Source organism: Streptomyces sp. SAS_270, from assembly GCF_052543295.1.
On sequence record NZ_JBMNDS010000020.1, the window covers coordinates 12991 to 39306 of the forward strand.

General features: G+C 71.3%; 18 protein-coding genes. 11 read left to right on the top strand and 7 right to left on the bottom strand.

Annotated elements, in window-relative coordinates:
- Positions 1-34: 34 nt before the first annotated feature.
- The 3 genes from ACN6LB_RS16055 to ACN6LB_RS16065 all read right to left on the bottom strand — a co-directional run bounded on the left by ACN6LB_RS16055 (position 35) and on the right by ACN6LB_RS16065 (position 5904).
- Complete coding sequence (locus ACN6LB_RS16055) at positions 35-1612, bottom strand: DUF5719 family protein (RefSeq protein ID WP_445026422.1); 1578 nt, start codon at positions 1610-1612, stop codon at positions 35-37.
- Entirely contained in the window at positions 1609-5301 is a 3693-nt protein-coding gene (locus ACN6LB_RS16060; protein ID WP_445026424.1) for a glycosyltransferase, read from the bottom strand. Before ACN6LB_RS16060 ends, ACN6LB_RS16055 begins: the two co-directional genes overlap by 4 nt.
- 339 nt (positions 5302-5640) lie before the next feature.
- On the bottom strand, positions 5641-5904 hold the full coding sequence (locus tag ACN6LB_RS16065; protein ID WP_010986447.1) for a WhiB family transcriptional regulator: 264 nt from the start codon (positions 5902-5904) through the stop codon (positions 5641-5643).
- A gap of 695 nt (positions 5905-6599) precedes the next feature.
- Here ACN6LB_RS16065 and ACN6LB_RS16070 point away from each other — a divergent pair.
- The 4 genes from ACN6LB_RS16070 to ACN6LB_RS16085 all read left to right on the top strand — a co-directional run bounded on the left by ACN6LB_RS16070 (position 6600) and on the right by ACN6LB_RS16085 (position 10554).
- Positions 6600-7100, top strand: coding sequence for a cysteine dioxygenase (locus ACN6LB_RS16070; RefSeq protein ID WP_445026425.1), 501 nt, complete (start codon positions 6600-6602; stop codon positions 7098-7100).
- A gap of 63 nt (positions 7101-7163) precedes the next feature.
- The gene (cofD, locus tag ACN6LB_RS16075) at positions 7164-8123 is read left to right on the top strand and encodes a 2-phospho-L-lactate transferase (protein WP_356141735.1); all 960 of its coding nucleotides are present in this window, start codon (positions 7164-7166) and stop codon (positions 8121-8123) included.
- Positions 8120-9448 carry a coenzyme F420-0:L-glutamate ligase gene (locus ACN6LB_RS16080; RefSeq protein ID WP_445026426.1) on the top strand — a complete coding sequence of 443 codons (1329 nt, stop codon included), beginning with the start codon at positions 8120-8122 and terminating at the stop codon, positions 9446-9448. Before cofD ends, ACN6LB_RS16080 begins: the two co-directional genes overlap by 4 nt.
- Positions 9449-9552: 104 nt before the next feature.
- Positions 9553-10554, top strand: coding sequence for a DNA-3-methyladenine glycosylase family protein (locus tag ACN6LB_RS16085; RefSeq protein WP_445026427.1), 1002 nt, complete (start codon positions 9553-9555; stop codon positions 10552-10554).
- Positions 10555-10708: 154 nt separating this feature from the next.
- Here ACN6LB_RS16085 and manB read toward each other — a convergent pair whose 3' ends face one another.
- Both manB and ACN6LB_RS16095 read right to left on the bottom strand, forming a co-directional pair.
- A complete protein-coding gene (manB, locus tag ACN6LB_RS16090) occupies positions 10709-11791 on the bottom strand; it encodes a mannose-1-phosphate guanylyltransferase (RefSeq protein ID WP_356141741.1) in 1083 nt (360 codons plus the stop codon).
- Positions 11792-11890: 99 nt separating this feature from the next.
- Complete coding sequence (locus tag ACN6LB_RS16095) at positions 11891-13348, bottom strand: peptidoglycan recognition protein family protein (protein ID WP_445026503.1); 1458 nt, start codon at positions 13346-13348, stop codon at positions 11891-11893.
- 141 nt (positions 13349-13489) lie between these two features.
- Here ACN6LB_RS16095 and ACN6LB_RS16100 point away from each other — a divergent pair, with 141 nt between their 5' ends.
- The 5 genes from ACN6LB_RS16100 (at position 13490) to ACN6LB_RS16120 (ending at position 21639) form a co-directional block, all read left to right on the top strand.
- On the top strand, positions 13490-14245 hold the full coding sequence (locus ACN6LB_RS16100; protein WP_445026429.1) for a TIGR03089 family protein: 756 nt from the start codon (positions 13490-13492) through the stop codon (positions 14243-14245).
- A gap of 140 nt (positions 14246-14385) precedes the next feature.
- A complete protein-coding gene (locus ACN6LB_RS16105) occupies positions 14386-15738 on the top strand; it encodes an LCP family protein (protein WP_445026504.1) in 1353 nt (450 codons plus the stop codon).
- Between the two features lie 246 nt (positions 15739-15984).
- Positions 15985-17727: an LCP family protein gene (locus ACN6LB_RS16110; protein WP_445026430.1), complete on the top strand. Its 1743-nt coding sequence runs from the start codon at positions 15985-15987 to the stop codon at positions 17725-17727.
- Between the two features lie 93 nt (positions 17728-17820).
- On the top strand, positions 17821-19566 hold the full coding sequence (locus tag ACN6LB_RS16115) for an LCP family protein (protein WP_445026432.1): 1746 nt from the start codon (positions 17821-17823) through the stop codon (positions 19564-19566).
- A 381-nt stretch (positions 19567-19947) separates the two neighbouring features.
- On the top strand, positions 19948-21639 hold the full coding sequence (locus tag ACN6LB_RS16120; protein ID WP_445026433.1) for an LCP family protein: 1692 nt from the start codon (positions 19948-19950) through the stop codon (positions 21637-21639).
- Positions 21640-21657: 18 nt separating this feature from the next.
- On the opposite strand, the gene ACN6LB_RS16125 is transcribed toward ACN6LB_RS16120, so the two are convergent.
- On the bottom strand, positions 21658-22686 hold the full coding sequence (locus ACN6LB_RS16125; protein ID WP_445026435.1) for a glycosyltransferase family 2 protein: 1029 nt from the start codon (positions 22684-22686) through the stop codon (positions 21658-21660).
- Positions 22687-22814: 128 nt separating this feature from the next.
- On the opposite strand from ACN6LB_RS16125, the gene ACN6LB_RS16130 reads away from it, so the two are divergent.
- Positions 22815-24275, top strand: coding sequence for an LCP family protein (locus tag ACN6LB_RS16130; protein WP_445026437.1), 1461 nt, complete (start codon positions 22815-22817; stop codon positions 24273-24275).
- Positions 24276-24339: 64 nt separating this feature from the next.
- Here ACN6LB_RS16130 and ACN6LB_RS16135 read toward each other — a convergent pair whose 3' ends face one another.
- A complete protein-coding gene (locus tag ACN6LB_RS16135) occupies positions 24340-24894 on the bottom strand; it encodes an acyl-CoA thioesterase (protein WP_356148103.1) in 555 nt (184 codons plus the stop codon).
- A gap of 119 nt (positions 24895-25013) precedes the next feature.
- Here ACN6LB_RS16135 and ACN6LB_RS16140 point away from each other — a divergent pair, with 119 nt between their 5' ends.
- Positions 25014-26315, top strand: coding sequence for an LCP family protein (locus tag ACN6LB_RS16140; RefSeq protein WP_356148100.1), 1302 nt, complete (start codon positions 25014-25016; stop codon positions 26313-26315).
- Position 26316: the final 1 nt, after the last annotated feature.

Here is a 26316-nt window from a genome sequence, read left to right on the forward strand (position 1 = left end):
GCGGACCCACCCGGGCCGCGGCGGCCGGCCCGGGCTACTTCTGCAGGACCGAGAGGTCCTGCTCCGCCTGCGGCACCTCCACCGTCCCCCGGTCGTCCGGAAGGGTCTGGACGGTGAAGCCGGGCACGCCGCCCTCGGTGGCGGCGAGCATCCGGGAGGCGTAGACGGGGCCTCCGGAGAGCGGCTCGACCGTCAGCGCGTACGTCCCCTTGAGGCCGCCCGGGACCGGGAGTTCGACGTTCTGGGTGGTGCCGCCCTTGATCGTGTACGTCTTCGTCGCCGCCGTACCGCCCTCGCTGCCCGCGGAGGCGGTGATCTTGACCTTGGCGGTCCCGTCGGGGGCGGCCAGGGCGAGCGTGGACCCCTTGGCGCTGTTGTCGGCGACCGTCGCGCGTGCGGCGACCGGGCCGGTCGCGGGGATGAAAGCGGTCTCCTGCTTGTCGCCCTTGCCGCGCACGACCCGCACGGCGGCCACGACCGGCACCGCCTTCTCGGTGGGCGTGAGCACCAGGGAACCCGCCTCGCCGCGCGTCAGGGCGCCGAGGTCGACAGCGGTGGTCATGCCGGACTTCACATGCACTGTCTCGTTGCCCGCGGGGGTGATCAGCCCGGAGGGCGTGGCGAGGCGCACCTTCAGGTCGGCGTCGTCGTCACCGCGCGCGAAGGCGACCAGGCGTACGGAGGTGGCGTCCTTGGGGATGCCGGGCAGTACGAGACTGCCCGAGGGGTCCGTGGAGGCGGCCAGCCAGTCCCCGCCGAGCTTGTCGTCGAGGGCCTGGACGGCGGCGGCGACCCGGCCGCTGCGGACGCTCACGTGGACGGTGACGTTGGTCTGCTGCTCGTCGGTCAGCGTGGACAGCAGGATCGGCTCGCTGGAGTGCGGCTGGACCGTGATGCCGTCCGCCACCGAGGACTTGAGGGCGCCGTCCTTGCCGTACAGCTCGATGTCGACGACGGCGGTGGAGTCGTCGGGGTTGGTCAGGTGTACGTAGTCGGTGCGGTCGGCGGTGGTGCCTGCGCCCGGGAACCAGAACTCGGTGTCCGGGGCGGTGCAGTTGGTGCCGAGCAGGCCGCGGCCGGTGCCCGCGGCGACCTCCGTGGTCTCCTGGACGGTCCAGCCCGGCGCGAACTTGCCCTCGGCGGTGCCGATGAGCGCGGGCGCCTCGGCCCCCGAGCTGTCCCCGGTGGCCGGCTTGCCGGGTTCCTTGGTCTCCAGGACGGGCTTGTCGGCCTTGCCCGCGGCCGTCTTGTCCGCCTTGTCGCCGGTCTTGTCGGCGGCCTTCTCGTCCGTCTTCTTGTCGGTCGCCTTGTCGGTCTTCTTGTCCTCGCTCGTGGTGCCGCCGTCCCCCGACTCCTCGGTCGCGGAGCGCAGTTCGGCCGTACCGCTCGCGCCCGCGCCCTGGGAGACCGGTGTGAACGACGTGTACGAGGTCTCGGCGAGGTCGGAGATGCTCGGCGCCGGGCAGAGCAGGCTGGTGCGCTCAACGGGCAGCCGGGCCGCGGCCTTCTCCGTGTCGCCGCCGGAGGCGGCCGGCGCGGTGAGCGCGGCGAATCCGGTGACGGCGGCGAGGGCGGTGGTGCCGACGATCAGGGACAGGGTCGTGCGGTTCACTGCTGGCTCCCGTCGGGGCGCTCACTGTCGTTGCCGTGCGGCGGCTGCGGCGGCATCGGGGGCTGCTCCGGGTCGTACGCCGCCGGGTCGTAGCCCTGGGTGTACGTCTGGTCGTACGACGCCTGCGTCCCCCCGTAGGCGTACGGGTCGTACTGGCCGCCCTGGTAGGGGTCGGCCTGGTACGGCTGCTCGTACGTGCCCGCCGGGTACTGCTGCTGGCCCTGGTACTGCTCGCCGCCGTAGGTGTTGTACTCGGCGCCCGCGTAGGTCGGGGTCTCCCACTCGTCGTAGGAGTGCTGCTGGGGGACCGCGGCCGGGGCGTCGGGTGTCTCCTGCGAAGGAGGAGACGGGATGTCGTAGTCCTGGGCGGCGTCCTGCCCTGTCTGTGCGGCCTGTTCCGCCTGTTCCGCCTCGGCCTGGGCGCGCAGGCGGCGGGCGCGGCGGCCCTCGCCGGTGACCTCCTGGGCGGGGATGACGGGCTCTTCGGGAAGGTCGTCGTCGACGTCACGGCGCCGCCCGGGCAGAGCGAGCACCACGAGGATGACGGCGAGTGCGCCCTGCGCCCACAGCCAGCCGGCGTGGCTCACCGGTGCGTCGAAGGTGACGTCCAACTTGCCACCGGAGGCGGGGAGTTCGAAGCCCTGCGCCCAGCCGTCGACCGTGGTGCGGGTGAGCGGGGTGCCGTCGAGCGTGGCGGTCCAGCCCTCGTCGGCGGTGTCGGCGAGGCGCAGTACGCGGCCCGCCGCGCCGGAGGGGATGGTCGTGTGGAGGTCGACGGGGCCCGCGGCGATCGGCTGCGGGTCACCGGACTTGGGGACGATCGCGGCACGCGAGACCTGCCGGTCGACACGCCAAAGGGCGCTGCCGTCCTGCTGGCTGAGCCGGGTCAGTCCGGGTGTGGCGTCCAGGACGCGGCTCATCTCGCGAGGCGCGCCCTTGTGGACGAGTACGTAGCGCACGGCGAAGCCGCCCAGTTCGTCGGCCTGGTCGGCGCCGGAGCCCGCGACCAGGTTGGCGACGACCTTGTCGAGCTTCTTGTTCTCGGTGTTCTCCGCGTTCTCCGCAGCGAGTTCGGCGTCGCCGAGGCGGGCGCCGGATCCGCGGACCAGGGTGTAGCCGACCCTGGCCGCCGAGGCGCTGTCGAGGACGAGGGTGCGGGCCTGGTCGCGGGTGCCGCTCTCCTCGGCGACGAACGCGGGCACCTGCACCGGGTCGCGGCGCTCCAGGGGCCCGTCGGCGCCGCGGATCATCCATCCGGCGGCGAGGAGCAGCGGGCCCGCGGCGGCGGCGAACGCGATGAGCGCGGCGACCGGCTGGCGCCAGCCGAAGCTCTGCTCGGCGACACGCGCGCGTGCCCCGTCCGCGCCGAGTGCGGCAGCGGCGAGGAGGGCGAGGCCGTAGACGAGGGTGGCGGGCCCGGCCCATGCGGAGCCGTTGGACAGGACGGCGAAGACGAGCGCCACCAGGGCGATGGCCCAGGCCGTCCGGATCCCGGCCTGCCGCTCGGAGCGCAGCAAGGCGGCCAGCGCGGCGAGCACGATGCCGATGAGCATCAGCCCGCTGACGGTGCCGGGGCCGCCCGGGCTCGCGCCGAGCAGGCCGAACGCGGAGGCCGCGCTGTCGCCGTACTCCAGACCGGCTTCCTTGAAGAAGCCGAACGGGAGCAGCGTCAGCGACCAGGGGGCGAGGATCAGCAGCGGGGTGCCGAGCTGGGCGAGAAAGCGCAGCCCGTAGGCCGCGATGTCGCCCCGGCGCACCGCGAGCAGGGCGATGCCGAGGATCAGCGCGATGGGCCACACGATCGGCGTGAAGGCCGTGGTGAACGTCAGCAGCAGGGCGTACGCCCAGGTCGCGCGCCAGCTGCCGCGCGACCCGGAGGAGTGCGCGAGGCCGCTCGCGGCGATGCCCGCGCGCGCGATGAGCGGCAGCAGGATCGCGAGGACGGCGGTGCCGAGGCGGCCACCGGCGAGCGCGCCGGCGGCGGCGGGCAGGAAGGCGTACGCGACGGAAGCCCAGGCGCGCAGCAGCCGCGACTCGACCAGGGGCCGCGAGGCGAAGTACGCGGTGAAGCCGGCCAGCGGCACCGAGCAGACGAGGAGCACGGTGACCGCGAGCCCGGTGGAGCCGAAGAGCAGGCTGGACAGCATGGCGACGAGCGCGAGATACGGCGGCGCGGACTGCGTGCCGCCCGCGCCGACCGGATGCCAGCCGTCGAGATAGCGCGACCAGAGCTCGGAGGAGTCGGCCGGCGCGGGCAGCAGCGCGCCGCCCGCCAGCGCGCCCCCGCCGAGCAGTTCGCGGCAGGCGATGAGCGAGACGAACAGCAGCACCACGAAGAGCATCGGGCCGGGCTTGCGGGCCACGCGCTTGAGCCTGGCGAACTGTTCGACCTCCAGGAAGTCGGCGTCGTCGCCGCCGGGTCCGGACTCGACCGCGCTGCCGTGCCGTCCGGCACCGGGGGCGACCTCGGGATCGGAGCGGCCCACGAGGCTGCCCGCGACCTGTTCGATGGTGGCCCGCACCGTCGCGCCGGGTGGCGGGAACAGCGCGCGCAGTTCACCCTTGTCGATCTGGGAATCGCCGCGTCTGCGACGGCCCGCGATGATCCGCTCGGGCCGCAGCAGCGTCCCGAGCAGGCCGCGGATCTCGGCGGCGGCCTGGCCGGGGACCTTGCCGACGAGATACGCGACGGTGCGCACCAGGGTGCCGAGGACGAGCCGGAGGAGGATCCAGGGCAGCGCCGCCGTACGGGCGTTGACGAGCAGGGTGTAGGCGGCGCCCGCCTTGTCGACCTTGTGCGGGGACGCGGAGGTGCGGCCCACGCAGTCGACGGTGCGGCGCTCGCGGGAGGCCGCCTCGGCATGTCGTACGACCGCTTCGGGGGCGATCAGGACGCGGTGGCCCGCGGCGGTGGCGCGCCAGCACAGGTCGACGTCGTCACGCATCAGGGGCAGCCGCCGGTCGAAGCCGCCGAGCTGCTCGAAGACGTCGCGCCGGATCAGCATGCCGGCGGTGGAGACGGAGAGCACGGGCTGTACGTGGTCGTGCTGGCCCTGGTCCTGCTCGCGGCGGTCCAGGCCCGTCCAGCGGCGGCCGGAGTGGGCGATGGTGACGCCGACTTCCAGCAGCTGCTTGCGGTCGTACCAGCCGCGGAGTTTGGGTCCGACGACGGCGACCTGCCGGCCGAGCTCCGCCTCGCTCTCGACGACCCGGAGCAGCTGGGACAGGGCGTCCGGCTCGGGGGCGCAGTCGTCGTGCAGCAGCCACAGCCACTGCTCGGGCTCGCCGTGCGGGAACTCCGGCAGGTCGTACGCGTCGTCGCGCCAGCTGCGGGTGACGGGGTCCCACCCGCTGGGGCGCTTGAGGTAGGGCAGGTCGTCCGGGGTCAGTACGCCCGCGGTGCGGGAGGCTTCCTCGACGGCCTGGCCGAAGCCGGTGCGCCGGGCGAGGTGCTGGACCCGGTCGGCGCCGAGCGCGTCGGTCAGCAGCTGGGCGGATTCGTCCGCGCTGCCGGTGTCGGCCGCCACCGCGTTCTGCACGGGGCGCTCCTGGCCGAGCAGCCCGGCGAGCGCCTCGGGCAGCCAGCGGGCGCCGTCGTGGGAGACGAGCACCGCGGTCACCACGTGACGCGGGAACTCAGGGGTGGCAGCGGTGTCGTGATGGGCTGCCGAATGGCTGTGCACGGACATCGAGGTACAGGCCCCGGTTCGATGGACTGCGGTGGACGTCTGTGTCCGGCGGGGACAGCGTGACGTCTCGGACGAGGGCCCACACTAACGGCTGGCCAACAGAGCGGCCCGCCGCCTGTGGACAACCCACCTGCGACGGGCCGATCGTTACGTAAGGGTGTGTGCCGATTGGTCGGCGGCACCCGGCCTTCGCGCTCACGCGCGCGTACGGATGTTTTCGGACTGCGGCCGCTTGACGATCGCCTGTACGACGCCCGCCCCGGGGCCCGACGTCCGAGGTCGGGACTTCTCAGGTCTCGGACAACCGCTCTCGAAGCAGCTGCTCCCGGACGACCGCTCTCAGATGGCTGCCTTCTTGAGGCGGCGGCGTTCGCGCTCGGACAGGCCGCCCCAGATGCCGAACCGCTCGTCGTTGGCGAGCGCGTATTCGAGGCATTCGGAACGGACTTCGCAGGCGAGGCAGACCTTCTTGGCCTCGCGGGTGGAGCCGCCCTTCTCGGGGAAGAAGGACTCGGGGTCGGTCTGGGCGCACAGCGCGCGCTCCTGCCAGCCGAGTTCCTCGTCCGCGTCGTCGACCAGCAGTTGCTGCACCAGCTCGGTCATGTGCGCCCCTCGTCTGTCTTTCGCGTCCCCGTGATGCTGCCGTTCCCGATTTCGGCTGAACGACACGAGTGAAATTACAAGTGTGCCGATCCGGGCCAGTCAAGCCGAGATCTGCTATTGGGCCCCTTATTCACTCTGCGGAACCAAGGCTATGCGGAAAGTGTTCAAATCGGCATAAACCCTGACAGCCATCGGAGGGCCTGACCGGGCTCCCGACCCGCTACAGGGAAGGACGCCCAGGAGTTCGATCTCGTTCCGACGCGAACATCGAAGCGAACCTGATCACATTCGGATCACGGGTTCGCGGCGAGGTTTGTGCGCCCGGTTGTGCGCCATGTGTCCGGGGCGGCTCCTGAACAAACCTTTCGCCAGCCAGATGAACCGGATGAGGTGAAACATCTCCCACATGGCGGACATCGAGTTGACAGCCGAAGTGTGAACCGGTGTCCTTGTGGGCATGCTCGCGAACTCGGCACTCACCTCGACCCGCTCCGCCGGGTCCCACGGTGCTGCCCGCGCTCGCTGTAGCTGTTTCTGTTGCTGTCCCAGCTGTTGAGTCCTCCGCGCTCCGGCTGATGCCTCCGCCCCCACCGGGGCGAACCCCCCGCCCGCACCAGGGCGCCCCTCCCGTCCGCGAACCGGGCGGAAATGGTCCTCCCCACCCCAGCACTCGATGCCGAGGAACCACCGCATCCATGAACAGCGACAGCGACCTCCAGATCGCCGGCGACATCCTCGAAGTACCCCACCTTCTCCAGCCGCCGCGCGAACACCCGGCCACCGTGGCCGACTTCGTCGGCCTGGCCCGCTCCATCGCCGCCGACCGCTCCCAGTGGGAGCACCTCGTCCGGTACGACGCCGCCTCCCGCTGGTACCACCGGCTGCGCACCGGCCCCGGCTACGAGGTCTGGCTGCTCTCCTGGGTGCCCGGACAGGGCAGCGGTCTGCACGACCACGGCGGCTCCTCCGGCGTACTCACGGTCCTGGACGGCGCCCTGACCGAGCGCACCGAGCGCGGCACGCGCGCGTTGAGCGCCGGCACGCAGCGGGTCTTCGCGCCGGGGTACGTCCACGAGGTCGCCAACGACTCCCTGGAACCGGCCGTCAGCCTGCACGTCTACTACCCGGGCCTGACCGAGATGCCGATGCACGCGTCGCAGTGCGCCGAGGCCGAGATCGAGGCCGAGGTCGCCTGAACCGCCTCCCGCGTTGCCTGACCGCCTGACGCGTTGTCGTACCCGCCTGCAAGACTTGTCCTCATGCGCATTGTGGTTCTGGCAGGCGGTATCGGTGGTGCCCGGTTCCTGCGTGGTGTTCAGCGGGCCGTGCCGGACGCCGACATCACGGTCATCGGCAACACCGGGGACGACATCCATCTCTTCGGGCTGAAGGTCTGCCCGGACCTCGACACGGTGATGTACACGCTCGGCGGCGGCATCAACGAGGAGCAGGGCTGGGGGCGGGCCGAGGAGACCTTCCACCTCAAGGAGGAGCTCGCGGCGTACGGAGTGGGCCCCGAGTGGTTCGGGCTCGGCGACCGCGACTTCGCGACGCACATCGTGCGGACGCAGATGCTCGGCGCGGGCTACCCCCTCAGCGCCGTCACCGAGGCGCTGTGCGACCGGTGGAAGCCCGGAGTGCGCCTGCTCCCCATGTCCGACGACCGCGTGGAGACGCATGTGGCCGTCGAGACCGACGGGGAGCGCAAGGTGATCCACTTCCAGGAGTACTGGGTGCGGCTGCGGGCCTCCGTGGACGCGCTGGCCGTGGTGCCGGTCGGTGCCGAGCAGTCCAAGCCCGCGCCCGGTGTGCTGGAGGCCATCGCCGAGGCGGACGTGATCCTCTTCCCGCCGTCCAACCCCGTCGTCTCCATCGGCACGATCCTCGCCGTGCCCGGGATCCGCGAGGCGATCGCCGACGCGGGCGTCCCCGTGGTCGGCCTCTCCCCCATCGTCGGGGACGCGCCCGTGCGCGGCATGGCCGACAAGGTACTGGCGGCGGTGGGTGTCGAGTCCACGGCCGCCGCGGTCGCCGAGCACTACGGCTCGGGACTGCTGGACGGCTGGCTCGTCGACACGGTGGACGCGGGGGCCGTGGAGCGGGTGGAGGAGGCCGGCATCCGGTGCCGGGCCGTGCCCCTGATGATGTCCGACCTCGACACCACCGCACAGATGGCGCGTGAGGCGCTGGCGCTGGCGGAGGAGGTGCGGACACCGTGACCGAAGGGCGTGGGGGCGAACGCGGAGAGCCCGTGGGCTACCGGGTCTGGGCGCTGCCCGGGCTGCCCGAGGTCCGGCAGGGTGACGACCTCGCCAAGCTGATCGCCGTCGCCGAGCCCGCGCTCGTCGACGGGGACGTCCTGCTCGTCACCTCGAAGATCGTCTCCAAGGCGGAGGGGCGCGTCGTCGAGGCGACGGACCGGGAAGCGGCCATCGACGCCGAGACCGTGCGGGTCGTGGCGCGCCGCGGGGCCCTGCGGATCGTCGAGAACCGGCAGGGGCTCGTGATGGCCGCCGCCGGGGTCGATGCCTCCAACACCCCCGCCGGGACCGTGCTGCTGCTGCCCGAGGACCCCGACGCGTCCGCCCGGGCGATCCGGGACGGGCTGCGCGACGCCCTCGGCGTGAATGTCGGCGTCGTCGTCACCGACACCTTCGGGCGGCCCTGGCGGACCGGGCTCACCGATGTCGCCATCGGCGCCGCGGGCGTCCGGGTGCTGGACGACCTGCGCGGGGGCACCGACGCGCACGGCAATCCGCTCAGCGCGACGGTCGTCGCCACGGCCGACGAACTCGCCGCCGCGGGCGACCTGGTCAAGGGCAAGGCCGCCGGGCTGCCCGTCGCCGTCGTGCGCGGGCTGGCCCATGTGCTGGCCGAGGACGACGGCGAGGGAACGCGGGCGATGGTGCGGGGTGCGCAGGACGACATGTTCCGCCTCGGCACGTCGGAGGCCGTACGGGAAGCGGTGACCCAGCGGCGTACCGTCCGGGCTTTCACCGACGAGCCGGTGGACCCGGGCGCCGTCCGGCGGGCGGTCGCCGCGGCCGTCACCGCGCCCGCGCCGCACCACACCACTCCCTGGCGGTTCGTGCTGCTGGAGTCGCAGGACTCCCGGACCCGGCTGCTGGACGCCATGCGCGATGCGTGGATCGCCGATCTGCGGCGCGACGGGAAGACGGAGGAGTCCGTCGCCAAGCGGGTACGCCGCGGTGACGTGCTGCGCAAGGCGCCGTATCTGGTCGTGCCGTGCCTGGTCATGGACGGCTCCCACGCGTACGGGGACGCGCGTCGCGACGGGGCCGAGCGGGAGATGTTCGTCGTCGCCGCCGGTGCGGGCGTCCAGAACTTCCTGGTCGCCCTCGCCGGGGAGCGGCTCGGCTCCGCCTGGGTGTCGTCGACGATGTTCTGCCGGGATGTCGTACGGGATGCGCTGGAGCTGCCGGAGGGATGGGACCCGATGGGTGCGGTGGCCGTGGGGCACGCGGCGGAGCCGCCCAGGCCCCGGCCGGAGCGGGACGCGGCGGCGTTCGTGGAGGTGCGCTGAGTCGGGGCGCGGGTGAGGTGCACCGAGTCGGGTGTACCGGGGGGCGGGGGCGCCTACCCTCGTAGGGCATCTGCTGTATCCCGAGCACCTCTGGGGTCTCCCTCGTGGCTGGACGTTTCGCTCCGCGACCCACGCGTACGACCGTGCGCGGCGGGCATGTCGCCGTGCCCTCGGGAGTGCCGCGCCCTGCGCCCGCGCCCGCGCGCCGGCGTACGTGGACGCCCGACGGCCCGCTCGACCTCGGGCTGGTGCTCGGGCCGCTGCGGCGAGGGCCTGGAGACCCGACCTTTCGTACGACGCCGGACGGGTCCGTGTGGCGGACCAGCCGGACGCCCGCCGGGCCCGGAACGCTGCGGGTCGCGCTGCGGGGCGGGGTGGCCGGCGGCGAGGCGTGGGGGCCCGGGGCCGAGTGGTTGCTGGAGCAGCTGCCCGAGATGCTCGGCTCCTCGGACGACCCGTCGGCGTTCGAGCCGCGGCACCGGATCGTGGCAGCCACGCGCCATCTGCGGCCCGGGCTGCGGCTGACCCGCACCGGGCTGGTGCTGGAGTCGCTCATCCCCTCCGTCCTGGAGCAGAAGGTCACCACGGACGAGGCGTACCGGGCATGGCGGTTGCTCGTACGGAAGTACGGGGAGCCGGCGCCGGGGCCCGCACCCGAGCGGATGTACGTGATGCCCGCGCCGCGGACCTGGGCGCTGATCCCGTCCTGGGAGTGGCACCGGGCCGGGGTCGACAACAAGCGGGCCTCGACGATTCTGCGGGCGGTCCGGGTGGCGGCGCGGCTGGAGGAGGCCGTGGGGTTCGCGCCGGAGGCCGCGCGGGCCCGGCTGGAGCTGGTGTCGGGGGTGGGGCCGTGGACCTCGGCGGAGGTGGTTCAGCGCAGTCATGGGGATCCGGATTCGGTGACGGTCGGGGACCTGCACCTTCCCGGGATCGTGGGGTATGCCCTGGCGGGCGACCGGGACGCGGACGACTCCGTGATGTTGTCGCTGCTCGCGCCCTATGCGGGGCAGCGGCATCGGGCCGCTCGGTTGATCCTGCTGTCGGGGCGTACGCCTGCGCGGCGGGCTCCGCGGATGTACCGGGGGGACATCGGGCGGTTGTGAACCCCGGCGGGCCGGGGTGGGGGCGGGGGCGGGGGCCACTGGCTTTTTCGCCCCCTCCGCCCCTTCCCGTCCCGTCCTCCTGGGGGCTTCGCCCCCTTTCCCCCCTTTTCGCGCTTCGCGCTCGTCCTCAAACGCCGGACGGGCTGAACAGCCCTTACTGGTCCGACGAGAAGCGGATCGACGCCGCCGGGATCCTCGCGTCGCACCAGATGCGTGCGCCCTCGCGGAGTTCGTTGTCGGGGCCGATGATCGCGCCGTCGCCGATGACCGTGCCGGTGAGCAGGGAGCGTTCGCCGATGCGGGCGTGGGCGCCGATGAGGGAGTCGGTGATGACGGCGCCGGGTTCGACGACGGCGCCGTCGAGGAGGGTGCTGCCGGTGATGCGGGCGCCCTCGCCGACGTACGCGCCGTCGCCGACGACCGTGCCTCCGGTCAGCTTGGCGTCCGGGGCGACGGAGGCGGTGGGCAGGACCAGACGGTCGCCGCAGCGGCCGGGGACGGCCGGGGAGGGGGCGCGGCCCAGGACCAGGTCGGCGGAGCCGCGTACGAAGGCCTGGGGGGTGCCGAGGTCCAGCCAGTAGGTGGAGTCGACCATTCCCTGGAGGTGGGCTCCGGTGGCGAGGAGGTCCGGGAACGTCTCGCGTTCCACCGAGACCGGGCGGCCCGCCGGGATCGTGTCGATGACCGAGCGGCGGAAGACGTACGCCCCCGCGTTGATCTGGTCGGTGACGATCTCCTCGGGCGTCTGCGGCTTCTCCAGGAACGCGGTGACGCGGCCGGTCGCGTCCGTGGGGACGAGACCGTAGGCGCGCGGGTCCTCGACACGGGTGAGGTGGAGGGAGACGTCCGCGCGGGACGAGCGGTGCGTGGCGACCAGCGCCGGGATGTCCAGGCCGGTCAGGATGTCGCCGTTGAAGATCAGGACCGGGTCGTCGGGCCCGGAGTGCAGCCGCGCGGCCACGTTGCGGATGGCGCCGCCCGTGCCGAGGGGCTCCTCCTCGGTGACGTATTCGAGGTGGAGGCCCAGCGCCGAGCCGTCGCCGAAGTAGGGCTCGAAGACCTCGGCCAGATAGGAGGTCGCCAGGACGATGTGCTCGACGCCCGCCGCTCTCGCTCGCGCCAGCTGGTGGGTGAGGAAGGGGACACCCGCCGCCGGGACCATCGGCTTGGGGGTGTTCATCGTGAGCGGACGCAGCCGGGTGCCTCTGCCGCCGACCAGGAGGATCGCTTCTGTCACCTGTCGTCTCTGCTTCCTGCTGGGGCCCGCCGAAACGGTGTCACGGCGGGCCAGTGTATGCAGACCGTTCGATGGCGCCTTCGACGGCCGCACCAGCAGTTATCGCCCCTGGTAGCGGGCCGCCGTGGTCCGGGCCGTGCCGAGCTTGCCGTACAGGAGCCTTCCGGGGCACTCCGTGGCGAACCCGTCCCGATGGCCGGAGATCACATTGAGTCGTACGTTCTTTCCTTTTCGGTAGAGATTGCCACCCCCGGACTTCAGGTATGTCTTGCCGCGCGGATTCGCACCGTAGAGACCGAGCTTCCATGCGGTGAGCCGGGCGATGGCCCTGAGCGCGGCACGGGTCGGCTTGGTGGAGCCGTAGGTGCCGAGGACGGCGATCCCCATGCTGTTGGTGTTGAACCCGAGAGTGTGGGCGCCCATGACGGGTTTTGCCACACCGCCCGCACGACCCTCGTAGATGTTCCCGCACTTGTCGACGAGGAAGTTGTAGCCGATGTCGCGCCAGCCACTGCTCTCCACGTGGTAGCGGTAGATACTGCGGATGACCGAAGGAGCTTGGGAGCAGCTGTACTTGTTGCCCGAAGCCGTGTGGTGCACGAAGGCCGCCTTGACCTTCTTCGTATAGACGAAGCCGCGCTCGCGCAGCCGCTCGTCGGCGCCCCAGCCGCGGCGAGTGATGATGCGCGGGCGCGGTCCGATGTACGGCTGGAGGCGCCGTTCGCCGTCCTGGACGGACGGCAGTTCCCGGGTGGCCGGGTCCCGTTCGGTCTGCTGCTTGGTGAGCGCCGGGATCTCCGTGGCGCCGAGCGGGGCGAGTCCGGCGTTGGCGGCGGAGGCCTCGACCGTCTCCGCGGTCAGCGCGCCGGCCGCGGCAGCCGCGCCGGTCGATACGGCCGACACAGCTGATGCGGCTGACACGCCTGATGCGCCGCTCGCCGGCTCCGCCCGTAGCGCCTCCGCGTGGCCGGCCGGGGCACTGACGGGATCCGCGCCGGGGTCCACCAGTTCGAGGTGCATGCCCCTGGGAAGCGGGGAGTCGGCGGTCACTCCCGTCCGTTCGTCGCCCGCCTCCAGCGTCGCCTGGACGCGCACCTCGACGCCGTCCGAGGCGCCCACCCACAGCGGTGCGGTGGCCCCGCGGACGCGTCCCGAGGTGCGCTCGGCGCTGTCCAGGTCGGCCGCGTCGTCGGAGTAGTGCGTCTCGACGTCCTGCCAGCCGGACCAGTGGGTGGTTCCGGCGGCGCGGGTGCGGACCTGGACGCGGCCGTGCAGCTCACTGTCGGGGTTGTCCCATACGACGCCGACCAGCGAGAACGACCGTACGTCCCGTCTGGAGAGCCCCTGTTCGGACGCGGTGGAGCCGAGCGCCCGGGTGCCCGCGAGGGGGACGAGCGGCAGGGACTGGGTGCTGCCGGGGGCGGCCGGCTCGGACGTCCGCGCCGGGGCTCCGGCCTGCGCCGGGGCGGGCAGGGCCAGCGGAAGGGCGAGTGCGGCCGCACAGGTGACGCCGACCGAGGTAGCAAGGAATCCACGCATGCTCCTGATCCTGGACATAGTCATACATATCTGTCCATCCGGGAATTGACGGACCGTCGGCTGCGCTCGTCCGAACCGGTGGCCCTCCGAGGCCCGTCCGGGGCCCCGCGTTGACCTGACCGGGCGGCCCCGCCACGGCCCCCGCGTACGCTTGCCCGCGTGAACGCCACCGACCGCACCCCTGCCGACCTGCTGCGATCCGCGCTCGCCGCGGACCCCGCGCGCCCCCTGGTGACCTTCTACGACGACGCCACCGGCGAACGGGTCGAATTGTCCGTGGCCACCTTCGCCAATTGGGTGGCCAAGACCGCCAACCTCCTCCAGGGCGAACTGTCCGCCGAGCCCGGGGACCGGGTCGCGCTGCTGCTGCCCGCGCACTGGCAGACGGCGGTGTGGCTGCTGGCCTGCTCCTCGGTGGGCGTCGTCGCGGACGTCGCGGGCGACCCGGCCGCCGCCGACCTCGTCGTCAGCGGGCCCGACACCCTCGACGCCGCGCGCGCCTGCTCCGGCGAACGCATCGCCCTGGCGCTGCGGCCGCTCGGCGGACGCTTCCCGCAGCCGCCCGCCGGTTTCGCCGACTACGCCGTCGAGGTGCCCGGCCAGGGGGACCACTTCCAGGCGTACGCGCCCGTGGACCCGGAGGCACCCGCGCTGATCGTCGCCGGGGGCGAGTACACGAGCGCGGAGGTCGTCGAACGGGCCCGGGCCGACGCACCCGCGCTCGACCTGACCGGGCCCGGGTCGCGCCTGCTGTCCGGGGCGTCGTACGACACGTGGGAGGGGCTCAGCGCCGGGCTGTACGCGCCGCTCGCGACCGGCGGCTCCGTGGTGCTGTGCCGCCATCTCGGGCAGCTGGGCGAGGACGCCCTCGCGAAGCGGATCGAGAGCGAGCGGGTGACGGCTACGCGCCGTTAGCGGAACCGGGCCAGGTCACCCGTTCGGCCCTCCAACGGCCGCGCCCCACCCCCACCCCGCGCCATCGTCGTAAGAGCACCGCAGGACGACACGCTCGTACGCCATGAGGGGTGGACCGCTCCGTGACCGACAGCGCAGGCATGCCCTCGGGAGCATCCCCGACCGGCGCCGGGGTCATACGACGGCGGCGGCGGCTGCTGCGGTACACCGCGATCGGGGTCGCCGTGCTGGTGCTGGGCGTGGCCGGGGCCGGCTGGGCCGCGTACGAGAAGCTGGACGCGAACATCACTCCGGACAACGCCGCGGCCGCCGAGCTCGCCCGGTACGAGAAGGAGCGGCCCACCGCGCTGGTGCGCGACGCGCAGAACATCCTGCTGATCGGGTCGGACTCACGGTCGGGGGACGAGAACCGCAAGTACGGGCGCGACTCCGGCACCGAGCGGTCCGACACCACGATCCTGCTTCACCTGTCCGCCGACCGGCGCAGCGCGACCGCCGTCTCGCTGCCCCGTGACCTGATGGTGGACGTGCCCGGCTGCCGCCGCCCGGACGGCACCCGCACCGAGCCGGTGTTCGCGATGTTCAACTACGCCTTCGCGACCGGCGGCTCGGCCTGCACGATCCGGACCGTCGAGAAGCTCACGAACATCCGTGTCGACCACCACATGGTCGTGGACTTCTACGGCTTCAAGGAGATGGTCGACGCGGTCGACGGCGTCGAGGTGTGCCTGAAGGACCCGGTGAACGACAAGGCGGCCAAGCTGCGGCTGCCCGCGGGCAAGGTGACGCTCGACGGCGAGCAGGCGCTCGGATACGTACGCGCCCGCAAGTCCCTCGGCGACGGCAGCGACACCGACCGCATGGAACGCCAGCAGCGTTTTCTCGGCGCGCTCGTCAACAAGGTGCAGAGCAACGATGTCCTGCTCAATCCCGTGAAGCTCTATCCGGTGCTCGACGCGGCCACGTCCTCCCTCACCACGGACCCGGAACTGGCGAGCCTGCGCGGGCTGTACCAACTCGTGCGCGGCCTGCGCCACATCCCCACGGAACGTGTGCAATTCCTGACCGTGCCGCGGACTCCGTACGTCCACGACACCAATCGCGACCAGCTCGTGGAGCCCGCGGCGAAGGAACTCTTCGCGCGGCTGCGCACGGACACGGCCGTCGAGGTCACGAAGGAAACCCCGAAGCAGCCCCCCGAGCGAACCCCGACGCCCACCCCGACTCAGGCCCCGCCGACGCAGGCCCCGCCGACGCAGGCCCCGCCGACGCAGGCCCAGAAGCCGCTTCCGAAGAAGAACCCGACCGAAGGCGGCGGCGAAGGCGCGTACGACTCGTCGTCCGAATCCGAGTACGAATCCGGGTACGACTACGAAGAGGAGTCGTACGACGACGGAAAGTCCGCCGGAAAGCGGGCCGGTTCTCGTGCCGGTACTCCCGATCCCGCACCCACTTTTCGCGGAAACACGGCCGCCGAGGACACCTGCGGGTAAAGCGCACGCCAAGGCGGGGAACGCCTGAGCTAAGAACTCTCTGAGAAATAAGGCGGATTGCCCAGTTGTAGGGGGTGGAATTTGTCACCGTCGTCGCTTGACGCTGAACTGGGCGGATAGTGTGAGCGATCCGGTGCACCCGACCACGAGGACCGACCTGGGGTCGCGCACTGCTGGACCGACTGACCGAGCGCCTTCTGAGGGGGGAAAGGCGCCGCGTGGCCCCGACGGAGGACTCAAGCAACCGTGGACGCGCAAGGCCGTGGGCGGGCGGACGATATCGACCCCGCAGACCAGTGGGTACTCAACCCCGATACCGGTGACTACGAACTGCGACTGCAGCCTTCCGCTGCGCAGTCGGGAGTTCCCGGTCCCCGTAGATCCGCCCGTCGTGCGGCTCCCGCTGCGGCGGGCGGACGCACCGCGCCGGGCCGGGGTTCGCGCCAGGCTTCCGGCGCCGTTTCGGACACCGAGGTGCCGGGGCCGCGCAGACGCCGCGGCGCGCCGGCCGAGCCGCCTCCCGGGCGGCGGCGGGGACGGACGAAGTCCAAGAAGTCGCGGACGAAGAAAATACTGCTGTGGACCGGCGGCACGATGGCCTTCGTGCTCATCGCGGTCTCCGCGGCGGCCTACGCCTACCTCAAGCACCTTGAGGGCAACGTCACCACGAAGGACGTCGGTGACGCGGCCAAGAGCGGCTTCAGCAAGGACGAGGCCTTCAACCTGCTGATCATCGGCACGGACAAGCGCACCGGTTCCGGCAACGAGGGCTACGGCGACAAGAACAGCGTCGGGCACGCCGACACCAACATCCTGCTGCACGTCTCCAAGGACCGAACGAACGCGACCGCGCTGAGCATCCCGCGCGACCTGATCGTGAACGTCCCGGACTGCGACACGATTCAGGACGACGGCAGCATCAAGACCATCACGGGCACGGACAACGTGCGCTTCAACACCAGCCTCGGCCAGGAGAAGCGGGACCCGGGCTGCACCATGCGCACGGTCAAGGCGGTCACCGGCATCGAGCCGGACCACTTCGCGATGGTCGACTTCAACGCGGTCAAGACGCTGACCTCGGCGGTGGGCGGTGTCGAGGTCTGTCTCGCCAAGGACGTCAACGACCCCGACTCGCATCTCAAGCTCTCCGCCGGGAAGCACAACATCGAGGGTGAGCAGGCACTCGCCTTCGTCCGCACCCGGCACAGCTTCGGCAACCAGGGCGACCTCGACCGCATCAAGGTGCAGCAGCAGTTCATGGCCTCGCTGATGCGCAAGATGAGCTCCAGCAAGACCCTCACGAGCCCCACCAAGCTGCTGGATCTGGCCGAGGCGGCCACCAAGGCGCTCACCGTGGACAAGGGCATCGGCAAGGTCAGCACGCTCAAGGACATGGCCATGGAGCTGAAGAAGGTGCCGCCGAAGAACATCTCGTTCACGACGGTGCCCGTGATCGACAACCCGGCCGAGAAGGTCCACGCGACGGTCGTCGTCGACCGGACGAGGGCCCCCTCGCTCTTCTCCGCCATCAAGGACGACGTCTCGCTGACGACCGTCAAGCAGAAGGCGAAGAAGGAGAAGGCCGCGGTCGCCGCCCGCCTCAAGGGCTCCCGCTCCACCGCCTCCGACATCCGGGTCGACATCTACAACGGCGGCGCCGAGTCCGGTTCCGCGCAGGAGACCCTCAACTGGCTTCAGAACGACGAGGGCGTGCTCAAGTCGAGCCAGCTCGGCAACGCGGACGCGCCGCTCAGCAAGACAACCCTCGAGTACTCTCCCGACCAGGCTGATCAGGCACGGAAGTTGGCGGACCTCATGGGGCTGCCCGCTTCGGCGATGAAGCCCGGCGAGAGTGAGAAGAACGCCCAGGGACTTCCGGCGATCGTGCTGACCCTGGGCAAGGACTTCAAGGGCGCCGGGGTCCCGATGACCTCCAAGGCGCCGGACGTCGAGAAGTCCACAGCGGACAAGACGGTGTGCGCCAAGTGAGCTGACGGATGCGTCCCCGCGCCGTACGAAGTCGTACGCGCGCGGGGACGCACTCGTATGCGGTGTGGCGCCAGGGGTGGGGAGAACAGCGGGATGGCGCAGAGTGGTGTGCGCGGGGAGCGCACGCGGCGGGGCGTAAGGCGGGCCGGCGGACCGGGGAGGGGAAACGGTTCAGCGCCGGGTACGGCGCAGGACCCGACCCCGGTCGCGGGCTCGGACCCGGCTTCGGACGGGGGCGGCAGCGGCGGCCGGGGCGGCTCCGGTGGCAGCCGGCGCGCTTCCGGCGGCCGGCGCGGCAGGCAGCGGTCCGGTCGGCGCAGACCCGGCCGGCACCGTGTGCTCCGCTGGTTCGCGATAACCGTGGCCGTCCTGATACTCGGGACGGCCGGCGCCGGATACCTCTACTACCTGCACCTGAACGGCAACATCAAGAAGGGCCAGCGCAACAGCGGTGAGTCAGGGGTCAAGAAGGGGGAGGCCAACGCGGACGGGCAGACCCCGCTGAACATCCTGATGATCGGCTCCGACAGCCGTAACTCGGCGAAGAACGTGAAGCTGGGCGGCGACAAGGACAGCGTCGGCAGCAAGCCGCGGGCCGACGTCCAGATGCTGATCCACCTGTCCGCGGACCGCAAGAGCGCCTCCGTCGTGAGCATTCCGCGGGACACCCGGGTCGACATCCCGAAGTGCACCGACCCCGACACCGGGGACAAGTACGCCGCGAAGAACACCATCATCAACGAGTCGCTGGCCCGTGGCGGTCCGGGCTGCACGCTGGCCACCTGGCAGAACCTGACCGGGGTGTACATCGACCACTGGATGATGATCGACTTCGCCGGTGTGGTGGACATGGCGGACGCGGTCGGCGGCGTGGACGTCTGTGTGCGGCAGAACGTGTGGGACCGTCCGCTGCCGGGGGTGGGCGGCGGATCCGGCCTGAAGCTGAAGGCCGGCACGCACAACGTCAAGGGCGAAGAGGCCCTGCAGTGGCTGCGCACCCGGCACGCCTTCTTCAGCGACCTGGGCCGCGCCAAGGCCCAGCACATCTACATGAACTCGATGATCCGCACGCTGAAGAACCAGAACGTCTTCACCGACGGCGGGCGTCTGACGGACCTGGCCGAGGCGGCGACCAAGTCCCTCAAGGTCTCCGAGGAGATAGGGACGGTCAAGAAGCTGTACGACCTCGGTATGCAGCTCAAGACCGTGCCGACCAGCCGGTTCACCATGACGACCATGCCCACGATCCAGGATCCGCTGGACAAGGACCACCTCGTGCCCGCGGCCACGGACGCGGACAAGGTGTGGGCGATGGTCCGCGGCGACGTGTCGTTCGACAAGGGCGGCAAGGCCGGCAAGGGCGGCGCGTCCGCGTCGCCCGGCCCCTCGGCGACGAGCACCGGCCCCGCGGCCGCACCGGCGGGCACGCTGGCGGTCAGCGTCGTCAACGGCACGGGCGGCGACGACGTGGCGGCGGTGGGACAGCGGGCCACGGCCGTCGCGAGCACCCTGCAGGGCAAGGGGTTCACCCGGGCCCTCGCCAGTACGGCGCCGGACCCGCAGGCACGGACCCTGGTGACGTACGCGAAGGGCGCGGGTGCTCAGGGGAAGGCCGACGCCCTCTCCGTGGCCACCGCACTGGGTGTGCCGAGCGGCCAGGTGCGTGCCTCGGACGACGTCACCGCGCTCACGCTGACCGTCGGCGCCGACTGGCGCAGCGGCGCCGCCTATCCGAAGCAGTCGGTTCCGTCGGCCGGTGACCTGCCCGTCAGCGCGGACGCGGTGCACGGTGCGGACACCGGGGACTGCATGGAGATCTACAAGCCCTACCGGTTCTGAGGCGCGGTTCGTCAGGGCCGCGGTTCCGGGATCCCGGAACCGCGGCCCTGACGAACCCGCCGACTCTCCACAGGGAATTCTTACCTGGCTGCAGAATGATGAGGCGTGTTCAGGTCCGGCCGGCTCGGAAACGTCGGCGAAACCCTGATCGGAGCACCCTCAAGTACGCTCCCGTCGAAGCCGGTCCGGTGTGCCGGACGGGGGTCGAGGGGCCGCGGCAGACAAATCGGTGTGCGTCGGGTGATGACCTGACGGGCCTGTCGTGCGTCTAACACCACACAAGCGTCCACAGAGACGGACGCGACGGCGCAGGGGCGCAGCACAGGGACACACAGCGCGGGACGGGCCCGTTCGGCGGGCGCAGGGTGGGGAGGCACGGAGATGGCGCAGAGCAGTGTGCGTGGGGAGGGAACGCGACCACGCGCCGGGCAGGCCGGCGGGCCGGACCTGGACGAGGGCCGCCACGACGGGCACGGCGGCCGGTCGGACGGCGCGGGTGACGGCGACGGTCCGCGACCGCAGCCGCGCGGGCACGGCCGGCACGGCGGAGGCGGTGGGCGCCGGCGCGGGGGCGGAGAGCGCCCGCGTCGCAGACGTCGCATCCTGCGCTGGTCGGCGACGGTTCTGGCGGTCCTGATACTCGGCACCGCCGGTGCCGGTTATCTCTACTACCAGCACCTGAACAACAACATAAAGAAGGACAAGCTCAACATCGGGGACGAGAAGGACAGGGCCGCCGAGTCCAAGGCGAACGCGGCCGGCCAGACCCCGCTGAACATCCTGCTGATCGGTTCGGACGCGCGGGACACCAAGGAGAACCAGAAGCTCGGCGGCGCCAAGGACACCTTCGGCGGGGTGCCGCTCGCCGACGTCCAGATGCTGCTGCACGTCTCCGCCGACCGCACCAACATGTCGGTGGTCAGCATGCCGCGCGACACGCTGCTGCGGATGCCCAAGTGCACGGACCCGGACAACGGCAAGGTGTACCCGGCGACCGTCGGACGGCTGATGACCAACGAGTCGCTCGGCCGCGGCGGCCCCGGCTGCACGGTGGCCACCTGGGAGAAGCTCACCGACATCCACATCGACCACTTCATGAAGATCGACTTCTCGGGTGTGGTGTCGATGGCGGACGCGATCGGCGGCGTCCCGGTGTGCGTGGACGCGAACATCTACTCCAAGGACAGCCTGGGACACGGCTCCGGGCTGAAGCTGGAGAAGGGCACCACCTACATCAAGGGCAAGCAGGCCCTGCAGTGGCTGCGGACCCGCTACGGCTTCGAGGACGGCAGCGACATCGCGCGGGCCAAGGCGCAGCACCAGTACATGAACGCCATGGTGCGCCAGCTGCGCGAGAACGCGACGCTGAGCAACCCGGGCAAGCTGCGCTCGCTCGCCGAGACGGCCACCAACGCGCTCACCGTCGACGAGGGCCTGGGCACGGTGGCGAAGCTCTACGACCTCAGCAGCGAGCTGAAGAAGGTGCCCACGAAGGGCATCACCATGACGACGATGCCCTTCCGGTACGTCGGCGCGCGCGTGGAGCCCACGGAGGACGCCACGAAGCTGTTCCGTCTGGTCCGCGAGGACATCTCGCTCGACGGCACGAACAAGAAGAAGACGAGCACCGCGGAGAAGGCCTCCTCGGACCCGGCCGCGGAGGCCGGCGAGATCGGTGTGCTCGTGCAGAACGGCACGCGGACGACCGCGCTCGGCCCGGTCTCCGGGCGTGCGACCACGGTGAGCAACCTGCTCCTCGGCAAGGGCTTCACGCGGACGACCGCGGACACGACCACGGCCACCTCCGCGGAGAAGACCGTCATCCGCTACCCGAGCGCCGATCTGGAGGGCGACGCACAGAAGGTCGCCAAGTCGCTGGGGATCCCGTTCGGTTCGGTGAAGAAGTCGACGGACGTCTCGGGCGTCACGCTCGTGGTCGGTGCCGACTGGCGCACGGGCACGACGTACAAGGCCAAGGCGGAGGACGACACGACCCCGGACACGGCGGAGGCCCTCAACGGCGCCAAGACCGACGCCTGCATGAAGGTGAACCCCGCCTTCACCTGGTCATAAGGCGTTCCCCGTACGGCCTCAGTTCGAGGCGAGAACCGCCGGGCGGCGCGAGGCGATGACCTTCTTCGCCAGCGACTTCGGGCTGGTCAGGAAGCCCCAGCCCCACGACATGTGCATCGTGGCGAGGGCGACGGGGATCTGCAGCCTGGCCTTGAGCGGCAGCCCCTTGCCCGCCGGCAGGGAGCCCAGCGCGATCGCGGCCAGATACCCGCCGGGGATCACGAGGCCCCACGGGGTCAGTGCCGCGCCGACCACGACGCCCGCGGCGATCGCACACACCGCGGTCGGCGGGGCGAGGTAGCGCAGGTTGATGGAGCCCTCGTGGTAGCGGGCGACGACGTGCCGCCAACGGCCGTAGTCCTTGTACTGCTTGGCGAGGGCGCGCACGCTCGGCCGCGGCCGGTAGGACACCTTCAGCTCGGGCGAGAACCAGATGAGGCCGCCCGCCTCACGGATGCGGAAGTTCAGCTCCCAGTCCTGGGCGCGGATGAACTCCTCGTTGTAGCCGCCCTGTTGCTCCAGCGCCTCACGCCGGAAGACTCCGAGATACACGGTCTCGGCCGGGGCCGCCTCGCCGCCCGTGTGGAAGGCCGCGTTGCCGACGCCGATCTTCGACGTCATGGCGGCGGCGACCGCGTGCTCCCAGTCGTTCTCGCCCTCGGCGTGCATGATGCCGCCGACGTTCTGCGCGCCGGTCTCCTCCAGGAGCCGTACGGCCGTCGAGATGTAGTTCGGCGAGAGCATGCCGTGCCCGTCGACGCGGACCACGATCGGGTGGCGGGACGCCTTGATCGCGGCGTTGAGCGCGGCGGGGGTGCGGCCGGTCGGGTTCGGCACCGTGTGGACGCGCGGGTCTTCCCGTACGAGCTCGGCGGCGATCTCCTCCGTGCGGTCCGAGGACGGACCGATGGCGATGACCACCTCCATCTCGCCGTCGTACTCCTGCGCCAGGATCGCTTGGACGGCCCCGCGCAGATGCCGCTCCTCGTTGAGGACCGGCATGATCACGGATACGGCGGGGGGCTGCACGTCAGACTTCTCGCTCATCAGGCGTCACGTTACCGCGAATGGGGGACACGGTCGCGCGCCGCCCGCCCTCAGGCCCGGGCCGCAGATCGTATGGGCCTACGGTGCTCACGGATCCCCCACACCCGGCCGACGCGGAGGTGTCCCCCTTGCCCACGCCGCCCCGCTCCCCCGCCCCGCCCCGGCGCCGCCCGCAGCCGTCCCCCGTACGGCGGCCCGCCGTACGGCCCAGGAAGCCGCGTTGGGGCATGCGGGTGGTGACCACGCTCTCCGTGGTCGTCCTCGCCTCGGCCGGCATCGGGCACGCCGTCGTCACCGGCCTCGACGAGGACATCGCCCGGGTCGACCCGTTCAAGGACATGAAGAACCGCCCGCAGGCGGGCCACGGCATGAACGTCCTGCTGGTCGGCACCGACGGCCGGGACAAGATCACGCCGGAGGAGAAGAGGAAGTACCGGCTCGGCGGCGCCCCCTGCCACTGCACGGACACCATCATGATCGTGCACATCTCGGAGGACCGGGAGCGGGCCAGCGTCGTCAGCCTGCCCCGCGACTCGTACGCCGAGACGCCCGCGCACACCGACGAGACCACCGGCAAACGGCACGGCCCCCACCCCATCAAGATCAACGCGGCGTACGCGGAAGGGGGCCCGAACCTGACCGTGCGTACCGTCGAGAACATGACGCACGTCAAGATCGACCACTATCTGGAGGTCGACTTCACCAGCTTCATGAAGACGGTGGACGTGCTCGGCGGCGTGGAGATCTGCACCGCCGGACCTCTGAAGGACTCCTACACCGGCCTCGACCTCGCCCCCGGCTCGCACAAGCTGAACGGCGGGGCGGCGCTGCAGTACGTGCGCTCGCGGCACGCCGACGGATCCTCCGACCTCGGCCGTATGCAGCGCCAGCAGCGCTTCCTCGCGGCGCTGATCGAGCAGGCGACCTCCTCCGGGGTGCTGCTGAACCCGCTGAAGTTCCGCGACGTCACGCACGCCGTGCTCGGCTCGGTCCGCGCCGACAAGGGCTTCGGCACGGAGGAGCTGCTCGACCTGGGCCGGGCGATGCGGAACTTCTCCCCCGCCTCGTCCGAGTTCACCACCGTGCCGATCGGACGCATGGGATACGTCGTCAAGGGCATCGGCTCGACCCTGAAATGGGACGACGCCAAGTCCGGGAAGCTCTTCCGGGCCCTGCGCGACGACAAGCCGCTCGCCCCGCACAAGGTCCGCAACAAGGCCCTGCGCGTCGATGTGGCCCCGCAGCAGATCCAGGTCCAGGTCCAGAACGGCACGGCCACCGAGGGCCTCGGCAAACGCGTGGACAGCGCGCTGCGCGGCACCGGGTTCCGTACGACGCGGCAGCCCGCCAACGCGCCCGACCGCACCCTGAAGCGCACCGTCGTCGCCTACGACCCCCGCTGGGACCGCTCGGCGAAGTCCCTCGCCGCCGCCCTGCCGGGCTGTGAGCTGCGCGCGGTCAAGGGGCAGGGCCCGCTCATGAAGGTCCTCGCGGGGGCCGACTTCAAGCAGATCAGACGGGTACGGGCGGACGACCCCCGGCAGGGAGAGTTCGGGGCGGTGACCGGGGACCAGGAGGTGTGCCCGTAGACGGCACGGGTACTCGGACCGATCGGACCGAACCCCGACGCCCCGGGCTCCGTATCCCTGTGTGTCAGGCCTCCTCGTCGAGGCCTTCCGCCTGGCGCTTCTCCCGGAGTTCCATGATCGCGCGGCGGCGGGCCAGCCGGTGGGTGCGGCGGATCTGGGCCTCCTGGCAGCGGCGCTCGTCGCGCTCGGTCTCCGGGAGGACGGGCGGCACGCGCCTCGGCTTGCCGTCGGCGTCGACGGCGGCGAAGACCAGGTAGGCCGAGCCGACCTGCTGGGGTGGCGTCGACTCGTTCCAACGCTCGGCAAGGACACGGACGCCGACTTCCATCGACGTACGTCCGGTCCAGTTGACCTGTGCCTTCACATGGACGAGGTCGCCTACGCGGACGGGTTCCAGGAAGGCCATCTCGTCCATCGAGGCGGTGACCGCGGGCCCGCCGGAGTGCCGTCCGGCCACGGCGCCGGCCGCGTCGTCGACCAGCTTCATGATGACGCCGCCGTGCACCGTGCCCAGAAGGTTGGTGTCGTTGTGGGTCATGATGTGGCTGAGGGTGGTCCGGGACGCGGAGGTCGGCTTACCCGGTATATCGGATTCCGGGGCGGGAGCCTGGTCTGTCATGGCGTCCACCTTATGCCGGGCCGCGCAAGGGTTGCTTTGCATCAGCTCTGCAACAGCCCTGCCATGATTCTTCGCACTCTCTTGTAAGGCACACAGTGCGGCACTGCACACTGGGCGACATGAACGATTGGCCCGACGCGTGGTCCGACGAAAACCGCCGCAGCAACCGCTACGGCGGCGGCAGCGCGAGCCCCCAGCCGGAGAGCGCGCGTGTGATGCGCCAGGTCCGGCGCGGCCCGACGGCGCCCGGTCCGGGCCCGTCCGCGCCGCCGTACGGCCGGGGGGTGCCCCCGCAGCAGCCGTCGTACACCGACGGCCAGGGGTACGACGACGGCCAGGGATACGACAGCGGGTACAACACCGGCCATGTCTACGGGCAGCCGAACGGTGGCGGCGGCGGCCCCGAGGGGCCCGGCGGGGCGGGCGGCCGGGGGCCGCGGCCCGCGCCGAACTGGCGGCGCCGGATCAAGTGGACCGCGATCACCCTGGTCACGCTGCTGATCGTGGTGTCCGTGGGCACGTACTTCTGGGCCGACTCCAAGCTCAACCGCGAGGTGGACCTCTCGAAGGTCATCGACCGGCCCGACGGGGGCAAGGGCACGAACTACCTGATCGTCGGCTCCGACAGCCGCGCGGGCATGTCCGCCGAGGAGAAGAAGAAGCTGCACACCGGGTCCGCCGAGGGCAAGCGCACGGACTCGATGATGATCCTGCACACCGGTGACAACGGCTCGACGCTGATCTCGCTGCCCCGCGACTCGAACGTCACGATTCCGACGTTCCGCGGCTCCGAGTCCGGCAAGATCAAGGGCCCGCTGGGTGCGAACAAGCTGAACGCGGCGTACGCCTTCGACGGCCCGACCCTGCTGGTGCGCACGATCGAGTACAACACCGGGCTGCACATCGACCACTACGTCGAGATCGGCTTCGCGGGCTTCGCGGACATCGTCGACTCGGTCGGCGGCGTGGAGATGACCCTCGACCAGGGCTTCAAGGACAAGTACTCCGGCGCGGACTTCCAGAAGGGCAAGCAGACCCTCAACGGCGAGCAGGCCCTCGCGTTCGTCCGCACCCGGCACGCCTTCGCGGCGAGCGACCTCCAGCGCACGAAGAACCAGCAGAAGTTCCTGGCCGCCCTGGCCCACCAGGTCGCGACCCCCTCGACCGTCCTCAACCCCTTCAAGCTCTACCCGACGATGAGCGCCGGCCTCGACACCCTCGTCGTCGACAAGGACATGAGCCTGTGGGACCTGGCCGACATGTTCTGGGCCATGAAGGGCGTCACCGGCGGCGACGGCAAGTCCATCAACATGCCGATCTCCGGCTCCACCGGCGGCAACCTCGTCTGGGACAAGGCGAAGGTCAAGACGCTGGTGGACGAGCTGAAGAACGACGAGACGGTGACGGTGTCGGGCAACTGAC